This is a genomic window from Microbacterium sp. ARD31 (assembly GCF_031844425.1).
Genome location: NZ_JAUZVE010000024.1, coordinates 32,732 through 48,562, shown reverse-complemented (window position 1 = coordinate 48,562; position 15,831 = coordinate 32,732). Strand labels below are relative to the sequence as shown.

Below are 15,831 nucleotides of genomic sequence, written 5' to 3'. Positions count from 1 at the left end.
CCGCGGCGTGACGGTCGTCCTATTCTGCGCAGCATGACCGACCTCCCAGGTGACCTCGACGGCGGACTGGACGAACCCGAGGAGCTCCAGCCGGCCCAGGGGTCGCTGCGGCTGGTGGGCGACGGCGACAGCTACGACGCCGCCGCGTGGGAGGCCGCGACCGCTGCCGTGCTGCGCAAGGCGCGCCGCCTCGGCGAGGACGCGCCCGACTCCGACGTGTGGGCCGTCCTGACCCGCACCACGCTCGACGGCATCGACGTCGCCCCGATCGGCCAGCCGTCCGACCTCGACGCGCTGACCACCGCCGGCCGGCCGGTTCGCGCCGGGGCGTGGGACGTGCGGACCCAGGTCGAGGTCGTCGACGACAAGGCCGCCAACGAGGCTGTGCTGCAGGACCTCGAGAACGGCGGCACCTCGCTGCTGCTCCACCTCGACGACGAGCGCGAGCACGACTGGTCGACGGTGCTGGACGGGGTGCTGCTCGACCTCGCGCCCGTGGTCCTCGACAGGCCGTCGACCGAGCAGGTCGAGGGCTTCGCCGACTTCCTCGAGGGGGTCGAGGGCGCCGTCCACCCCCACACGAACCTCTCCTTCGACCTCCAGACGCTCGAGATGCTCCACTCCCGGGTGCGCGAGGACGGCGCGACGGCGCGCGAGCTGTTCGCCCCCGTGGCCCGACGCGGCTTCCAGCTCGGCGTACGCGCGCTGCTGGTCGACGGCACCGCGCTGCACGACCAGGGCGCCAGCGACGCCCAGGAGCTCGGGTGGGCGGTCGCGACGGGCGTGGCGTACCTCCGCCTCCTCGCCGACGAGGGGTTCTCCGCCGAGCACGGAGCACGCGTGGTCGAGTTCCGGCTGGCCGCCACCGACGAGCAGTTCCCCAGCATCGCCAAGATGCGCGCCGCCCGGCGGCTGTGGGCGCGGGTGCTGGAGGCGTCCGGGGCGACGGGCGACATGGCGCTCCACGCGGTCACCAGCCGGCCGATGACCAGCACGCGGGACCCTTGGGTCAACATGCTCCGCGGCACGGTCGCGGCCTTCGCCGCCGGCGTCGGGGGAGCGGACGCGGTCACCGTCGTCCCGTTCGACGAGCCGCTCGGCGTCCCCGACGCGTTCGGCCGCCGGATCGCCCGCAACACCTCCTTGCTGTTGATCGAGGAGTCGCACGTCGCCGCGGTCACCGACCCGGCGGGTGGGGCGTACGCCGTGGAGAAGCTGACCGACGACCTCGCCGTCGCGGCCTGGGCGGAGCTCGGCCGGATCGAGGCCGCGGGCGGCGCGCTCTCCGACGCCGCGCGCGCCGGGGTGAAGGAGCGGGTCCGGGCCGTCCGTGCCGCGCGCGACGCGCAGGTCGCCGACCGCTCCCGCCCGCTCACCGGTGTCTCGGAGTTCCCGAACCTCGCGGAGGTGCTGCCCGAGCGCGACCACCGCCCGCACCGCTACGTCCACCGCTACGGCTGGGCCTACGAGGACATGCGGGCCGAGCCGGCAGAGCAACCGGTCTTCCTCGCGACGATGGGGCCGATCGCCGCGCACACCGCGCGCGCCACGTTCGCCACCAACCTGTTCGCCGCCGGCGGCGTCGCAGTCGAAACGGCCGGCGCCACCTCCGACACGTCGTCGGTGCTGGAGGCCTACGCGGGCCAGCCCGTCGTCTGCCTCGCGGGCACCGACGCCGCCTACGCCGAGTGGGGTGCCGAGCTGGTCGTGGCGCTGCGTGCGGCAGGGGCGACGTACGTCGTGCTGGCGGGCAAGCCGGGGGAGAAGACGGTGACCGACGTCGACGACTCGTGCGCCATGGGAGTCGATGCGCTCGGCTTCCTCGGCCGGATCCGAGAGGAGCTCACGCGATGAGCATCCCGAAGAACTTCGCCGACGTGGAGCTCGGAGGTTTCGAGGCTCGCTCCGCTCGCACCTCAACCAACGAGGGGGGTGCCGCGGAGCCGTGGGCGAGCCCGGAGGGCATCGACATCCTCCCGATCTACGGCCCGGAGCACCTCGACGGCCTCGACGCCCTCGACACCTGGCCGGGCCTGGCGCCGTTCCTGCGCGGGCCCTACCCGACGATGTACACGACGCAGCCGTGGACGATCCGGCAGTACGCCGGCTTCTCCACCGCCGAGGAGTCCAACGCGTTCTACCGCCGCAACCTCGCGGCCGGGCAGAAGGGACTGAGCGTCGCCTTCGACCTCGCCACCCACCGCGGCTACGACTCCGACCACCCGCGGGTGCGCGGCGACGTCGGCATGGCGGGCGTGGCGATCGACTCGATCTACGACACCCGCACCCTCTTCGACGGCATCCCGCTCGACGAGATGTCGGTGTCGATGACGATGAACGGCGCGGTGCTGCCCGTGCTCGCGCTCTACATCGCGGCGGCCGAGGAGCAGGGGGTGAAGCCGGAGCAGCTCGCGGGGACCATCCAGAACGACATCCTCAAGGAGTTCATGGTCCGCAACACCTACATCTACCCGCCGGCGCCGAGCATGCGGATCATCAGCGACATCTTCGCCTTCACCTCGCAGAAGATGCCGCGCTTCAACTCCATCTCCATCTCCGGCTACCACATCCAGGAGGCCGGCGCGACGGCCGACCTCGAGCTGGCCTACACGCTGGCCGACGGCGTGGAGTACATCCGCGCGGGGCTCGGGACCGGGATGACGATCGACCAGTTCGCCCCGCGCCTGTCGTTCTTCTGGGCGATCGGGATGAACTTCTTCATGGAGGTCGCCAAGATGCGCGCGGCCCGGGCGCTCTGGGCGCGGCTCGTCGACGACTTCGACCCGCAGAACCCGAAGTCGCGCTCGCTGCGCACGCACAGCCAGACCTCGGGCTGGTCGCTGACCGCGCAGGACGTCTTCAACAACGTCGGCCGCACCTGCATCGAGGCGATGGCCTCCACGCAGGGCCACACGCAGTCGCTGCACACCAACGCCCTCGACGAGGCGATCGCGCTGCCCACCGACTTCTCCGCGCGCATCGCCCGCAACACCCAGCTGCTGCTGCAGCAGGAGAGCGGCACCACCCAGGTCATCGACCCGTGGGCCGGCTCCTACTACGTCGAGAAGCTCACCCACGACCTCGCGGAGCGCGCGTGGGCGCACATCCAGGAGGCCGAGCGCGCCGGCGGCATGGCGAAGGCGATCGAGCAGGGCATCCCGAAGATGCGAATCGAGGAGGCGGCCGCCCGCACCCAGGCGCGCATCGACTCGGGCGCGCAGAAGGTGATCGGCGTCAACACCTACCGCCTCGCCGCCGAGGACAAGCTCGACGTGCTCCGCGTCGACAACGACGACGTCTACCGCCAGCAGGTCGCCAAGCTCGAGCGGCTGCGCGCCGAGCGCGACGACGACGACGTACGCCGTGCGCTGGACGCGCTGACCGCCTCGGCTGAGCGCGGCCCGGTGGGCGGCGGGTCCCTCGAGGGAAACCTGCTGGCGCTGGCCGTCGACGCGGCCCGTGCCAAGGCCACGGTCGGGGAGATCTCCGACGCGCTGGAGAAGGTCTACGGCCGGCACCAGGCGGTGATCCGTACGATCAGCGGCGTGTACCGCGACGAGGCCGGCACCGCCGGAGACACGAAGGTCGCCGAGGTGCTCAAGGCCACCGAGGAGTTCGAGGCCGAGGAGGGTCGTCGCCCGCGCATCCTGGTCGCGAAGATGGGCCAGGACGGCCACGACCGCGGCCAGAAGGTCGTCGTCACGGCCTTCGCCGACCTCGGCTTCGACGTCGACGTGGGGCCGCTGTTCTCCACGCCCGAGGAGGTCGCGCAGCAGGCGATCGACGCCGACGTGCACATCGTCGGCGTCTCCTCGCTCGCCGCCGGCCACCTCACGCTGCTGCCGGCGCTGAAGCAGGCGCTCGCCGACCAGGGCCGCCCCGACATCATGGTCGTCATCGGCGGCGTGATCCCGCCGGACGACGTCCCGGTGCTGGAGGAGATGGGCGCCGCCGCGGTGTTCCTGCCCGGCACGGTCATCGCCGAGTCGGCCCTCGACCTGCTGGCGCGGCTGCGGGAGGACCCGGCCCTCGGTGGTTGAGGTGCGAGCGCAGCGAGCCTCGAAACCCGATGTCCCGGCCCTCGTCGCGGGGATCCGCGACGGGCAGCGTGCGGCGGTGGCGCGCGCCATCACGCTCGTCGAGTCGTCGCGCGGTGAGCACCGGGTGGCGGCGCGCGAGCTGCTCACCGAGCTCGCCTCCACGGACCGGCCGACCGCCACGCGAGTCGGCATCTCGGGCGTGCCCGGCGTGGGCAAGTCGACGTTCATCGAGAGCCTCGGCACCCGGCTGACCGCCGCCGGCCACCGCGTCGGGGTGCTCGCGGTCGACCCGTCCTCGGTGCGCACCGGCGGATCCGTGCTCGGCGACAAGACGCGGATGGCGACGCTGTCGGTCGACCCCGACGCCTTCATCCGGCCCTCGCCGTCGGCCGGCACGCTCGGTGGCGTCGCCCGGGCGACGACCCAGGCGATGCTGGTGCTGGAGGCCGCCGGCTACGACGTGGTGCTCGTCGAGACGGTCGGGGTCGGGCAGTCGGAGGTGACCGTCGCCGGGATGGTCGACACCTTCCTCTTCCTCACCCTCGCCCGGACCGGCGACCAGCTCCAGGGCATCAAGAAGGGCATCCTCGAGATCGCCGACGTGGTCGCGGTGAACAAGGCCGACGCCGAGGGCGGCGATGACCACGAGGGGGAGGCCCGGGTGGCGGCCCGTGACCTCGCCGGCGCCCTGCGGCTGGTCCGCGGCCACGCCGAGTGGGCGCCTCCGGTCGTGACCTGCTCGGGCCTCACCGGCGCGGGGGTCGACGACGTGTGGGCGCGCATCGGTGCGCACCGCGAGCACCTCGGCGCCGACGGGCTGGCCCGCAAGCGCGCCGGGCAGCAGCTCGACTTCACCTGGGCGCTGGTGCGCGACGAGCTCGACCAGCGGCTGCGCTCCTCGCCCGGCGTGGCGGCCGTGCGCGACGACGTACGACGTGCGGTGCTGGCCGGTGAGCTGCCCGCTCCCGTGGCCGCGGACCGCATTCTCGAGGCCTACGACCGGGACAGCAACTAGGCTGGGTCGGTCATGCCGAACCCCGCACACCCTGCCACCGCCGTCATCGCCGAGGCCGTCGACAAGTACGCCGACGAGCTCGTCGCGCTCCGCCGCGACCTCCACGCGCACCCCGAGCTGAGCTGGAAGGAGGACCGCACCTCCGAGAAGGTCACCACAGCGCTCGAGGACGCCGGCTGGACCGTCACCCGTCCCGAGGGCGGGGGAGTGATCGCCGACCTCGGCACCGGGGGCGGGCTGGTGGCGTTGCGCGCCGACCTCGACGCCCTCCCCGTCGACGACCTGACGCCCGACCCGTGGCGGAGCACCGTGCCCGGCGTCGCCCACGCGTGCGGCCACGACGTGCACACCGCCGGCCTCGTCGGCGCGGGCCTCGCGCTCTCCGAGGTGGGGGCCCGCGGACTGCTGCCCGGCCGCGTGCGGCTGGTCTTCCAGCCGGCCGAGGAGGTGATGCCCGGTGGCGCGCTGCACCTGCTCTCCGCGGGCGCCCTCGAGGGGGTCGACCACATCTTCGGCCTGCACTGCGACCCCAGCCTCGACGTCGGTCGCATCGGCCTGCGCGAGGGGCCGCTCACCGGCGCCGCGGACGCGCTCACGGTGAAGCTCACCGGAAAGGGGGGCCACACCTCCAGGCCGCACCTCACCGAGGACCTCACCTTCGCGCTCGGCAAGGTGATCACCGAGCTGCCCGCGATCCTCAGCCGCCGCCTCGACCCGCGCGCCGGCGTCAGCGTCGTGTGGGGCACCGTCCGGGCGGGCTCGGCCCACAACGTCATCCCGCACACCGGCATGGTCGCCGGGACCGTGCGCATGCTCGACGCCGTCGCCTGGTCCGACGCCGAGCACCTGATCCGTCAGCTGATCACCGCGATCATCGCCCCCTACGGCGTCGCGGCCGAGGTGACCTACCAGCGCGGCGTCCCGCCGGTCGTCAACCACGCGGTCTCGACCGCGCTCCTCGGGACCGCCCTCGACACCGTCCTGGGGCCTCATGGCCACGTCTCGACGGCGCAGAGCCTCGGCGGCGAGGACTTCGGCTGGTACCTCGACTCGGTCCCCGGTGCGATGGCCCGCCTCGGCACCCGCACCCCCGGCGGGCCGACGTACGACCTCCACCAGGGCAACCTGCGCATCGACGAGGCCGCCACCGGCATCGGTGCCCGGGTGCTCGCCGAGGCGGCGGTGACCGCCCTCAGCTGAGCACGGGCGTTGGCTGTACGTTCGGAAGCACCGCCGAGCAGAGGAGCGACCCGTGATCGAGCTGACCGAGGGCCAGGAGCTCACCCTCACCGCCGCGGACGGCACGCCCCTGACCAAGGTGCAGATGGCCCTCGGCTGGGACCACTCGCCGACAGCGGGATTCATCGGCAGCGGCGCAGCACCCATCGACCTGGACGCCTCGGCCGTGCAGTTCGCCGGCGGCCAGTTCTTCGACCTCGCCTTCTTCAACCACCTGGCGACCCGGGACGGCTCGGTGGTGCACCTGGGCGACAACACCACCGGCAAGGGCGAGGGTGACGACGAGGCGATCACCGTCGACCTGTCCCGGGTCTACCCGAAGGTCGAGACGATCCTCTTCCTGGTCAGCAGCTACCAAGGGCACTCCCTGGAGTTCATCCACAACGCCTACTGCCGGCTCGTCGGCGAGGACGGCGCCGAGCTGGCGCGCTTCACCCTCACCCTCGGGGTGCGCGAGACCGGGCTCGTCATGGCGAAGCTGTTCCGCGACGGGCCGCACTGGAAGCTCGGCGCGATCGGTTCGGGCATCGCCCTGAAGACGCCGACGGACTCGCTCGAGGCGCTCCTCCCGTTCGTCTGAGCTCGAGCCCACCGGTCCGCCGTGGGCGAGTCGAGGAGACCATCCTGCGGTCGTGGCGAACGCCCGGATCTGCCGAGATGAGTGCGTGTGGTTGCATCACGGCCATGGGCCACGATGAGCCAGAGAGTCCAGAGCCGTATCTCGGGGACTACCCGCACGGGGCTTACTGGTCCGCGATCCGCCCCGAAGGCGCGGAAGACCGTGTCGTCGACGATGAGGAGCACTACCTCTACGAGGGGAACACCCTTCGCATCATGTGGGATGAAGATGCGGGACCGCTTTGGGGCGACGAGGGACTTCTGGGTGAGGATGCGCACTGGATGAGGCGTGCGCTAGGTCTGAGCGACGCCCTCATCGACGACTTGCTGACCTGGCAACGGGACATGACCACGCTTCACTTCGGGCGACAGCCCGTCGATGACTGGCCTGAGCAGAAGCGGCGACTCGATGACCGAGGTGACGCACTTGCGGAGCGGTTGGAGGCAGAAGTCGGGACGAGGTTTCGCGTCTGGTACCACGCCTGACGGAAGACGGCTACCGTCCGGATCTGCCGCGATGAGTGCGCGGAGCTGAGCGGGTCTCACGCTTGAGCGGCGTCGACGCCCTCACCCGCGAGGGCGACGTGACCCGAGCGCCGACGCGAAACCGAGCGTGCCACCAGCGCGATCACCACCACCATCACTGCAACGGCAACGTGGAGGGACGAGGGACCACCTGGGAGTTCGCAGTACTGGGCGTCGTACTCGGGGTGCCCGTCGCTGCAGATGGAGGCAAACCCGTGGAAGAACATCTCTCGGACCGTGTGGACGACACCCCAGGCCAACACCATCGCCCCTGCAGCAAGGGCCACACCGCCCGTCACTCGCAGACGCGTCTGGGTCACCCGCGCAGGCTAGTCGGAGTGAAGCGCGAACGCCCGGATCTGCCGTGATCAGCTCGCCGGATCTCGGCGGACGCGCTCGCCGGCGCCGCGAGCTGCGCCACACGGTCAGGCTGGGGCGTAGGGCAGGGCGGAGGCGAAGTAGAGCTCGATGCCGTCGTCGATGGCGTCGGCCATGGCGGACGCTTCGTGTGGGTTGATCCGGTGGGTGCCGGTGTGGTCGACGAGGAGTGCCCGGCCGTGTGGGGTGCGCCAGAGGTGTCGGCCGGGTCCGACGATGCGGGTGGTGAGGCCGCCGTGGGTCTTGGTGCGGTGGTGGCGGCGTCGTAGGGGGCCGGAGTTGTGGGGGCCGGTCTGGCCGGGTGGGCCGGTGTCGTCGTAGGGGACGGCGTGGTCGTAGTCGACGCTGTCGCGGGTGGCGGTGCGTGGGGTGAAGGGGAAGCAGTCGCCGCCGGTCTGGGTCCAGACGTGGTCCTTGATGGTCTCGGGGTGCTCGTAGGCGTCGACGCGGCGGCGCATCCGCAGGTCGAGGACCGGTGTGACGGTGACGTCGGCGTGGCCGAGGACCTCATGGAGCTGTCGTACGTCGATGGGGCCGACGCCCTCGATGCGGGCGATGCCGGTGCGGTTGCGGAGCGCTTCGTCGGTGAGGTGGACGAACAGGCGCCCGCGGCCGCGGAGCTTCGCGAGCTTGCGGGCCGACATCGCGGTGAGCTTGTCGAGGGTGTCGGCGAGGTGGCCGGGCGCCCACGCGGGCCGGTCCTTGCCGGTGTGCTCATCACCCTCGACCGGCTCGTCGGTGTGCTCGAGGAGGAGCTTGAGGAGGTCGGCCGGGCGGGCGAGCCAGCCGAGGGCGATGGAGCGGAGCTCGTCGTGGTTGTGGTCGTGGCCCATGGTGGTGGTGAGGATGTCGGCGACGCGGTCGACCATGGCGTCGAGCCAGGCGGCGTCGCCGGCGGTGATGCGGGCGATCAGGTGGCGGTAGCCGAACTCGTCGGAGCGCGACAGCGACACGTAGCGCTGGTGGCGGGAGCGCTCCTGCTCGGCGCGGTGGGTCTCGGGGTCGGCCTCGATGACCTTGGCGCGGGCGATCTCGAGGACGGTGGACGGCGCGTGCCCGGCGATGGCCTTGGCGACCGCGCGGTCGACCGTCACCACCTGCTCGCTCAGCAGCGAGCGGCAGATGACGGCGACCTTGCGCGCCACCCACGGCTCGCAGTCGCCGGCCTCGACGACCGCCCAGGTCAGGGGCAGCCGGTGGACCAGGTCGAGCCCGTCCGCGATCAGGGCGCGGGTGGTGGCGGGGTGGGTCTCGCGTGCCATGGCCAGCTCGGGGACGGCGTGCTCGCGGACCTCGGGCGTCCCGTCCCCGCCGGGTGTGAGCATCGGGTCACGGTCGTCCCGGGGGTGCCCGTTGAGGACTGCCCACCCGATCGCGAGGCGGAGCTCTGCGACCTCCGCCAGCACGCGCGCACGGAGAGCGTCGGTCGCCATGGTCAGCACCTGCGTCGCCGACACCTCGTCAGCCGCGGGAGGCGGCTGAGGGAGAAGAAGGGCGGCAGGCATGCCTGATTCGATCGAACAAGTGTTCGATCGACAATGGGCAAGGTCGCCTGTGGATCGCCGGGCAGGCGCCGTCCGCTCGAGCCCTTGTGCTGTCGGGTCAGCCGCGCGTCAGGATGTCGTCGAGCCGCGTCAGCGCGCGGTCGGCGTAGCCCATCCACATCCGTCCCATGACGCTCGTGGTGAGCCGGGCCGGGGAGGCTTTCGAGTGGAAGGTCCACGCCCATCCGATGGACGTGCCGCCGCCGTGTGGGGTGATCGTCCAGGCTCCGTCGATGGAGTGGACGAAGTGCCGGAGCGGCCCCTCGATGCCGTCGAGCCGGTAGGCGAACCCGTTTGGCCGTTCGACGTCGGTCAGGGTCTCGCGCAGCCGCCCGCCGTCGGCGAGGACGATCGTGCGCGTCTGCCCGACGACTCCCCAGTCCTCCGGCTGGTCGGTCACGTCGGTGACAGCCGGAAAGGCCGCGTAGCGGCGGGCGAACACGTCCGGCAGGCGCGCGTCCATCAGTCGATCGAACGCAGCCTCGGGCTCGACGGAGACCACTCGCGACGCTTCGACCCGGTGACCGGACATGACGCCCAGACTACGCACGAACCCAGCCCGGTGCAGCGATGACGAGCAGGCGAGGCCGCAGGTGTCAGGCAGGCGGAACCGCCTCGTCGACCGCCACCAGGGGAAGAGTGACGGTGAAGGTGCTGCCCTCGCCGAGGGCGGACGTGGCGGTGAGCCGACCGCCCATCAGGGCGACCAGCTCGTGGGTGATCGCGAGGCCGAGGCCCAGGCCGTGGCGGTCGCCGGCGTGCGGGTCGGCCTGCCGGAACGGGGCGACGAGGGCCGGCAGCTGGTCGGGGGCGATCCCGATGCCGGTGTCGCGGACCTCGACCTCGAGGTGGGAGTCGGGGGCAGTGACGCGTACGTCGATGCCGCCCCGCTCGGTGAAGGTGATCGCGTTGTGCACCAGGTTGGTGACGACCTGGCCGATGCGGCGGCAGTCGCCCATGGCCGTGGCCGGGACGTCTGCGTCGACGCTGAAGGTGGTGGTGAGCCCGCGTGCCTCGGCCAGGGGAGCGGCCCACTCCTCGATGTCGGAGACGAGCTCGCGGATCCCGAACGGCCTGGGGTGCAGCACGGTCTGGTGCGCCTCGAGACCGGAGAACTCGAGGATGTCCTCGACCAGCCGCATGAGCCGCTCGCTGGAGCGCTGCAGGATCCTCGCGTAGTGCTCCGGCTCGGGGGCGAGCTCGGTCGCGAGCAGCAGGTCGGTGGCGCCGACGATCGCCGCGAGCGGCGTGCGCACCTCGTGGCTCACCGTGGCGAGGAACAGCGTCTTCGCCGCGTTCGCCTCCTGGAGCTCGCGCAGCACCCGATTGGCCTCCGTCACGTCCTCGCTGATGCCGTGCACGCCGACCACCCGGTCGTGGACGACGACGGGGATCCCGGTGCACCGGATCTCGATGACCTCGCCGTCGACGTGCACCACACGTCCGTCGACCACCTGGGGGTCACCGGCCATCACGGCCTGGAAGGCCTCCCGGAAGCGGTCGAGGTCGTCGGGGTGGATGACGTCGGCGAAGTGGGCCCCCCGCAGCTCGGCCAGGGTCAGGCCGGTCATCTCGAGCGTGCGCTGGTTGGCGTCGGTGAAGTGGCCACGCTCGTCGAGCGACCACGCCGACTGTGGGTGGTGGGTGAACAGGGACGCGTAGCGGGCGGTCGCCTCGGCGAGCGCACCTGCGCGCTTCTCGGGCCGCGGGGCGGGATCAGGGCGGTCGTCCGTCATCAGAACCTCCGAGTGTCCGACTGGCACGCAGGGTACGCACGTCGCGCGCCATCCGCCCGTACCCACTCCCGCGGGATGGACGCGTGCGTCGCCTAGCGGGTGGCCTGCCGGTGGTGGAGCTCGCGCAGCTCGTCGACCAGCTCCTCGGCCGGCCCTGCCACCGGGAGTCCTGGAGCGACCGCGGTGATCGGCAGCGGTGCCACGGGTCCGGGCGCCAGGCCCCAGCCGCTCCGCCACGCGGTCAGCTGCGCGGTCGAGACGGCGTACACGATCCGGCCGAGACCCACCCACGCGTGGCCGGCCGCGCACATCGGGCAGTGCTCGCCCGACGTGTAGACCGTGCAGCGGGGTCGTACGTCGGCGTCGACGTGCACCGCCGCCCACCGGGCAAGCTCCAGCTCGGGGTGGCGCGTCTGGTCGCCGTCGGCGGTCCGGTTGCGGTCCTCGTGCAGCACCGTGCCGTCCGGGTCGACCAGCACGGACCCGAACGGCTCGTCCCCGGCCTCCAGCGCCTCGCGGGCCAGCTCGACGCAGCGGCGCAGGTGGGAGAGGTCCGCGGTGGTGAGGCCGGCCATCGTGGCTACTGCTGCCGGTAGGGGACGCCGTCAGCCGCCGGTGGCCGCGAGCGCCCGACCAGCCCGGCCACCGCGAAGATGGTGACGAGGTAGGGGAGCATCAGCATGAACTGGCTCGGCACCGGGGAGCCGATCGCCGACAGCACGCCCTGCAGGTTCGACGCGAAGCCGAACAGCAGCGCGGCGAGCGTGGCGCGGATCGGGTCCCACTTGCCGAAGATCACGGCCGCCAGCGCGATGTAGCCCGCACCGCCGGTCATCTCGCGGTTGAAGCCGGCGACCGACACGAGGCTGAAGTACGCGCCGCCCATGCCTGCGATCGCACCGGCGAGCAGGATGGTGCGGTAGCGGGTGCGGTTGACCTTGATGCCGACGGTGTCGGCCGCCTTCGGGTGCTCACCGACCGCCCGGACGCGGAGTCCCCAGCGCGTGCGGTAGAGGGCGTACGCCACCAGCGCGACGACGACGTAGAGCACGTAGACCAGCGCGGTCTGGCGGAAGAAGATCGGGCCGATGAGCGGGATGTCGCCGAGCACCGGGATCGGCATCCGCGAGAACCGGTCGGGGGAGTTCAGCGACTCGGCGTTGGGCGTCAGCACCTGGCGGAAGAGGAAGTTCGTCAGGCCGACGACCAGCACGTTGAGCACGACGCCGACGATCACCTGGTCGACGAAGTAGGTGATCGCGAACAGGCCGAGGATCAGCGCCACGAGCGCCCCCGCGACCATCGCCGCGACGAGGCCTGCCCAGGGCGAGCCGGTGAGCGAGGCGGTGACGGCCGCGGCGAAGGCGCCGAAGAGCAGCTGGCCCTCGATGGCGATGTTGACGACGCCGGCGCGCTCACCCAGCACGCCGCCGAGCGCACCGAACACGAGCGGGATGGCGAGGGCGACCGCGCCGCCGAGCAGGCTGACCACGCGGATCCGGTCGTCGGCCGCCGCCCAGCTGAGGAACCCCGCCATCCAGGCGACCGCGAAGACGATCGGGATCCAGCGAGGCTGGTGGGCCTTGGTGACCATGCGGCGCACGGCCTCGGCCGTGAGCGCCGCGCACACGACCGCCATCACCCAGGCGGTGACCATGGACGGTACGACGATGTCGGGCAGCTGCACGAAGTCGGTGTCGGCAGCGAGCTGGAACGTGGTGTCGCCCGCATGGGAGGAGCGGAGCAGCACGACGCCCAGCAGGGCGGTGAGCAGGCCGAGCATGATCGGCAGCTTGCGGGTGCCGCGGGACCGGGTGGGCGTCACCGCCGTGTCGGGAGCCAGCCCTCCGCTGTCAGCGGGCGGCTGCTGGGTCACGGTGCTCACTTGGCCTCCTTGGCGGGCAGCCGGAAGATGGCGCGCACCAGCGGAGGCGCGGCGAGGAAGAGGACGATCAGGGACTGCACGACCAGGACCAGGTCGACCGAGATGTTCTCCGAGGCCTGCATGGTGAAGCCACCGGCCTTGAGGGCGCCGAACAGCAGGCCGGCCGCGAGGATCCCGAGCGGTCGCGAGCGGCCGAGCAGCGCGACCGTGATGGCGTCGAAGCCGATGGCGGCGTCGAGGTCGAGCGAGACGCCGCTGGTCACGGTGCCGAGCACCTGGTTGACGCCGGCGAGGCCGAGCAGGGAGCCGGCGATCATCATCACGATCGTGTACGTGCGTCCGACGCTGATCCCGGATGCGCGGGCCGCGTGGGGGTTCTCGCCGACGGCGCGGATGCGGTAGCCGAGGGTCGACCGGTTGAGCAGCCACCACACGACTGCCACGGCGACCAGGGCCAGGACGAAGCCGAGGTGGAGGTTGAACCGGTCACCCAGCACCTTCGGCAGGATCGCGGTCTCCTTCATCGGCGGCGACTTCGGGTTGGCCGAGCCGGGCGTCGCCAGCAGCCAGTCCTTGGTGAGGGCCCAGAAGAGGAGGTAGTAGCCGACGTAGTTGAGCATGATCGTGAGGATCACCTCGTGGGCGCCGGTGCGGGCCTTGAGCACGCCGGCGATGCCGGCCCACAGGGCGCCGGCGGCCATGCCGACCAGGATGGCGAGGGGCAGGTGGATGATCGCCGGCAGGTCGAGCTTGAAGCCGACGAGGCCCGCCGCGCCGCCGGCGATGAGCATCTGCCCGCGCCCGCCGATGTTGAACAGCGCGGCCCGGAAGGCGATGCCGACACCGAGACCGCCGAGGATCAGCGGACCGGCGAACTTCAGGCTCTCCGTCAGCGGGCGCCACTGCTGGGCGGGGTCGTCGACGAGGTTGTTGTAGACGGCGCCGCGGAACATCGCGCTGTAGGCGCCGGAGATGGCGTCCCACAGGGCGGTGAAGAAGTCGGAGGGGCGAGCGGTGACGTAGCTCAGGGTGTCGCGGACGTCCGGGTCGGTCGCGGCGATCATCACCGAGCCGACGAAGACCGCCAGGAACACCGCGAGCACGCCGGACAGGGCGTCGCCCGAGGCGATCTCGCGCAGCACCGACCGGGACCGCTCGCTGCGCGCGTCGTGGGGGTCGACATCGGGCTTGGCGTCCAGCTCGGGCTTCTCGTCCGGCTGGGGCTTCTCGGTGTCGCTCACGCGACCACGTCCTTCAGGTCGTCCGGACGCTCGCCGGTCATCATGAGACCGAGGGTCTCGCGGGGGGTGTCGGCCGGGACGATCCCGACGATCCTGCCTCGGTAGAGGACCATGATCCGGTCGGCCAGGGCCACGACCTCGTCGAGCTCGGTGGACACCACGAGCACGGGGATGCCGCTGTCACGGGTGGCGACGACCTGCTTGTGGATGAACTCGATCGAGCCGACGTCGACACCGCGGGTGGGCTGCGCGGCGACGAGCAGGCGCAGGTCGCGGGAGAGCTCGCGCGCCACGACGACCTTCTGCTGGTTGCCGCCCGAGAGGTTGGAGGCCAGCGAGTCGATGTCGCGGGCGCGGACGTCGTACTCCTTGAGCTTCTTCTCCGCGAACTCGCGCAGGGCGCTGATGCGGAGGGCGCCGTTCTTGACGAACGGCGACTTGAAGCTGCGGTTGAGCATGAGGTTCTCGGCGATGGTGAAGCCCGGCACGAGGCCGTCGACCTGGCGGTCCTCGGGGATGAAGCCGACGCCCGCGTCGAGGATCTTGCGGGTCGAGCGGCCCACGAGCTCGACGCCGTCGAGGGTGATCGAGCCGGTGACGTCGTCCTGGAGCCCGAGGAGGGCCTCGGTGAGCTCGGTCTGGCCGTTGCCCTGCACGCCGGCGACGGCGAGGACCTCGCCCGCCCGGATGGTGAAGCTGAGGCCGTCGACGTGCGTGTGCCCGGCGGCGTCGACCACGCGCAGGTCCCGGACCACGAGCGCGTCGTCGCCGAGCTGGGGCGCGTCCTTGTGGACCACCAGCTCGACCGGGCGCCCGACCATCATCGAGGCGAGCTCGGCGTTGCTGGCCTTGGGGTCGGCCTCGCCGACGACCTTGCCGAGGCGGATGACTGTGATCCGGTCGGCGACCTCGCGGACCTCGCGGAGCTTGTGGGTGATGAAGACGATGGCCTTCCCGGCCTCGCGGAGCTGGCGCATGATGTCCATCAGCTCGTCGGTCTCCTGGGGCGTCAGCACCGCGGTGGGCTCGTCGAAGACGAGCAGCTCGGCGTCGCGGGAGAGCGCCTTGATGATCTCGACCCGCTGCTGCACGCCGACGGGGAGGTCCTCGACGACCGCGTCGGGGTCGACGTGGAACCCGAAGCGCTCGGAGATCTCGGTGACGCGCTTGCTGGCGGCGTCGAGGTCGAGCCGGCCCGCGAACCCGGTGGTCTCGTTGCCGAGCATGACGTTCTCGGCGACGGTGAAGACGGGGATGAGCATGAAGTGCTGGTGGACCATGCCGATGCCGGCCGCCATGGCGTCGCCGGGACCGGTGAAGTGCTGGACCTCGCCGTCGAGCTCGATCTCGCCCTCGTCGGCCTTGTAGAGCCCGTAGAGCACGTTCATCAGGGTGGACTTGCCCGCGCCGTTCTCACCGAGCAGGCAGTGGATCTCGCCGGGCTCGACGGTCAGGGAGATCGAGTCGTTGGCCACCACGCTGCCGAAGCGTTTGGTGATGCCTCGCAGGACGAGTCTCATGGCATCGCATCCTAGGGGTCGGAATGATCGGGGGGTCAGCCCCGGGGTCTGCTACGGCGGCGCCGGAACGGGCGCGCGGCAGGCCGCGGG

Annotated in this window: 14 protein-coding genes; 6 read left to right on the top strand and 8 right to left on the bottom strand. The window is 71.8% G+C overall.

From position 1 onward, the window contains the following. The first annotated feature begins 33 nt into the window (after positions 1 to 33). The 6 genes from Q9S36_RS34050 (at position 34) to Q9S36_RS34025 (ending at position 7,398) form a co-directional block, all read left to right on the top strand. The gene (locus Q9S36_RS34050; protein ID WP_311289224.1) at positions 34 to 1,854 is read left to right on the top strand and encodes a methylmalonyl-CoA mutase family protein; all 1,821 of its coding nucleotides are present in this window, start codon (positions 34 to 36) and stop codon (positions 1,852 to 1,854) included. Continuing rightward, positions 1,851 to 4,040, top strand: a complete 2,190-nt coding sequence (gene scpA / locus Q9S36_RS34045; protein ID WP_311289223.1) for a methylmalonyl-CoA mutase — start codon at positions 1,851 to 1,853, stop codon at positions 4,038 to 4,040. The genes Q9S36_RS34050 and scpA overlap by 4 nt, the downstream gene beginning before the upstream one ends. Continuing rightward, the gene (gene meaB / locus Q9S36_RS34040) at positions 4,033 to 5,055 is read left to right on the top strand and encodes a methylmalonyl Co-A mutase-associated GTPase MeaB (RefSeq protein WP_311289222.1); all 1,023 of its coding nucleotides are present in this window, start codon (positions 4,033 to 4,035) and stop codon (positions 5,053 to 5,055) included. Before scpA ends, meaB begins: the two co-directional genes overlap by 8 nt. 12 nt (positions 5,056 to 5,067) lie before the next feature. Continuing rightward, on the top strand, positions 5,068 to 6,255 hold the full coding sequence (locus tag Q9S36_RS34035; RefSeq protein WP_311289221.1) for an amidohydrolase: 1,188 nt from the start codon (positions 5,068 to 5,070) through the stop codon (positions 6,253 to 6,255). Between the two features lie 52 nt (positions 6,256 to 6,307). Continuing rightward, a complete protein-coding gene (locus Q9S36_RS34030) occupies positions 6,308 to 6,874 on the top strand; it encodes a TerD family protein (RefSeq protein ID WP_311289220.1) in 567 nt (188 codons plus the stop codon). Positions 6,875 to 6,978: 104 nt separating this feature from the next. After that, entirely contained in the window at positions 6,979 to 7,398 is a 420-nt protein-coding gene (locus Q9S36_RS34025) for a hypothetical protein (protein WP_311289219.1), read from the top strand. A gap of 56 nt (positions 7,399 to 7,454) precedes the next feature. Here Q9S36_RS34025 and Q9S36_RS34020 read toward each other — a convergent pair whose 3' ends face one another. From Q9S36_RS34020 to Q9S36_RS33985, 8 genes are all read right to left on the bottom strand, one after another. Further along, entirely contained in the window at positions 7,455 to 7,757 is a 303-nt protein-coding gene (locus tag Q9S36_RS34020) for a hypothetical protein (RefSeq protein ID WP_311289218.1), read from the bottom strand. A gap of 105 nt (positions 7,758 to 7,862) precedes the next feature. Beyond that, on the bottom strand, positions 7,863 to 9,248 hold the full coding sequence (locus Q9S36_RS34015; RefSeq protein WP_311289217.1) for a DUF222 domain-containing protein: 1,386 nt from the start codon (positions 9,246 to 9,248) through the stop codon (positions 7,863 to 7,865). A gap of 169 nt (positions 9,249 to 9,417) precedes the next feature. Continuing rightward, positions 9,418 to 9,891 (bottom strand): SRPBCC family protein, encoded by a 474-nt coding sequence (locus Q9S36_RS34010; protein WP_311289216.1) that lies wholly within the window; start codon positions 9,889 to 9,891, stop codon positions 9,418 to 9,420. A 64-nt stretch (positions 9,892 to 9,955) separates the two neighbouring features. Beyond that, positions 9,956 to 11,095 carry an ATP-binding protein gene (locus Q9S36_RS34005; RefSeq protein WP_311289215.1) on the bottom strand — a complete coding sequence of 380 codons (1,140 nt, stop codon included), beginning with the start codon at positions 11,093 to 11,095 and terminating at the stop codon, positions 9,956 to 9,958. Positions 11,096 to 11,187: 92 nt separating this feature from the next. Beyond that, the gene (locus Q9S36_RS34000) at positions 11,188 to 11,670 is read right to left on the bottom strand and encodes a nucleoside deaminase (RefSeq protein WP_311289214.1); all 483 of its coding nucleotides are present in this window, start codon (positions 11,668 to 11,670) and stop codon (positions 11,188 to 11,190) included. A 5-nt stretch (positions 11,671 to 11,675) separates the two neighbouring features. Beyond that, entirely contained in the window at positions 11,676 to 12,980 is a 1,305-nt protein-coding gene (locus Q9S36_RS33995; RefSeq protein ID WP_311289213.1) for an ABC transporter permease, read from the bottom strand. Continuing rightward, a complete protein-coding gene (locus tag Q9S36_RS33990) occupies positions 12,977 to 14,221 on the bottom strand; it encodes an ABC transporter permease (RefSeq protein ID WP_311289212.1) in 1,245 nt (414 codons plus the stop codon). The genes Q9S36_RS33995 and Q9S36_RS33990 overlap by 4 nt, the downstream gene beginning before the upstream one ends. Next, complete coding sequence (locus Q9S36_RS33985) at positions 14,218 to 15,741, bottom strand: ABC transporter ATP-binding protein (RefSeq protein WP_311289211.1); 1,524 nt, start codon at positions 15,739 to 15,741, stop codon at positions 14,218 to 14,220. The genes Q9S36_RS33990 and Q9S36_RS33985 overlap by 4 nt, the downstream gene beginning before the upstream one ends. Between the last annotated feature and the right edge of the window lie 90 nt (positions 15,742 to 15,831).

What these genes read in the sequence shown, in the direction of transcription:
- Q9S36_RS34035 (WP_311289221.1), top strand. Translation starts at nt 5,068, where the DNA reads ATGCCGAACCCCGCACACCCTGCCACCGCCGTCATCGCCGAGGCCGTC.
- Q9S36_RS34005 (WP_311289215.1), bottom strand. Translation starts at nt 11,095, where the DNA reads ATGACGGACGACCGCCCTGATCCCGCCCCGCGGCCCGAGAAGCGCGCA.
- scpA (WP_311289223.1), top strand. Translation starts at nt 1,851, where the DNA reads ATGAGCATCCCGAAGAACTTCGCCGACGTGGAGCTCGGAGGTTTCGAG.
- Q9S36_RS34010 (WP_311289216.1), bottom strand. Translation starts at nt 9,891, where the DNA reads ATGTCCGGTCACCGGGTCGAAGCGTCGCGAGTGGTCTCCGTCGAGCCC.
- Q9S36_RS34050 (WP_311289224.1), top strand. Translation starts at nt 34, where the DNA reads ATGACCGACCTCCCAGGTGACCTCGACGGCGGACTGGACGAACCCGAG.
- Q9S36_RS34025 (WP_311289219.1), top strand. Translation starts at nt 6,979, where the DNA reads ATGGGCCACGATGAGCCAGAGAGTCCAGAGCCGTATCTCGGGGACTAC.
- Q9S36_RS34015 (WP_311289217.1), bottom strand. Translation starts at nt 9,248, where the DNA reads ATGGCGACCGACGCTCTCCGTGCGCGCGTGCTGGCGGAGGTCGCAGAG.
- Q9S36_RS34000 (WP_311289214.1), bottom strand. Translation starts at nt 11,670, where the DNA reads ATGGCCGGCCTCACCACCGCGGACCTCTCCCACCTGCGCCGCTGCGTC.
- Q9S36_RS33985 (WP_311289211.1), bottom strand. Translation starts at nt 15,741, where the DNA reads ATGAGACTCGTCCTGCGAGGCATCACCAAACGCTTCGGCAGCGTGGTG.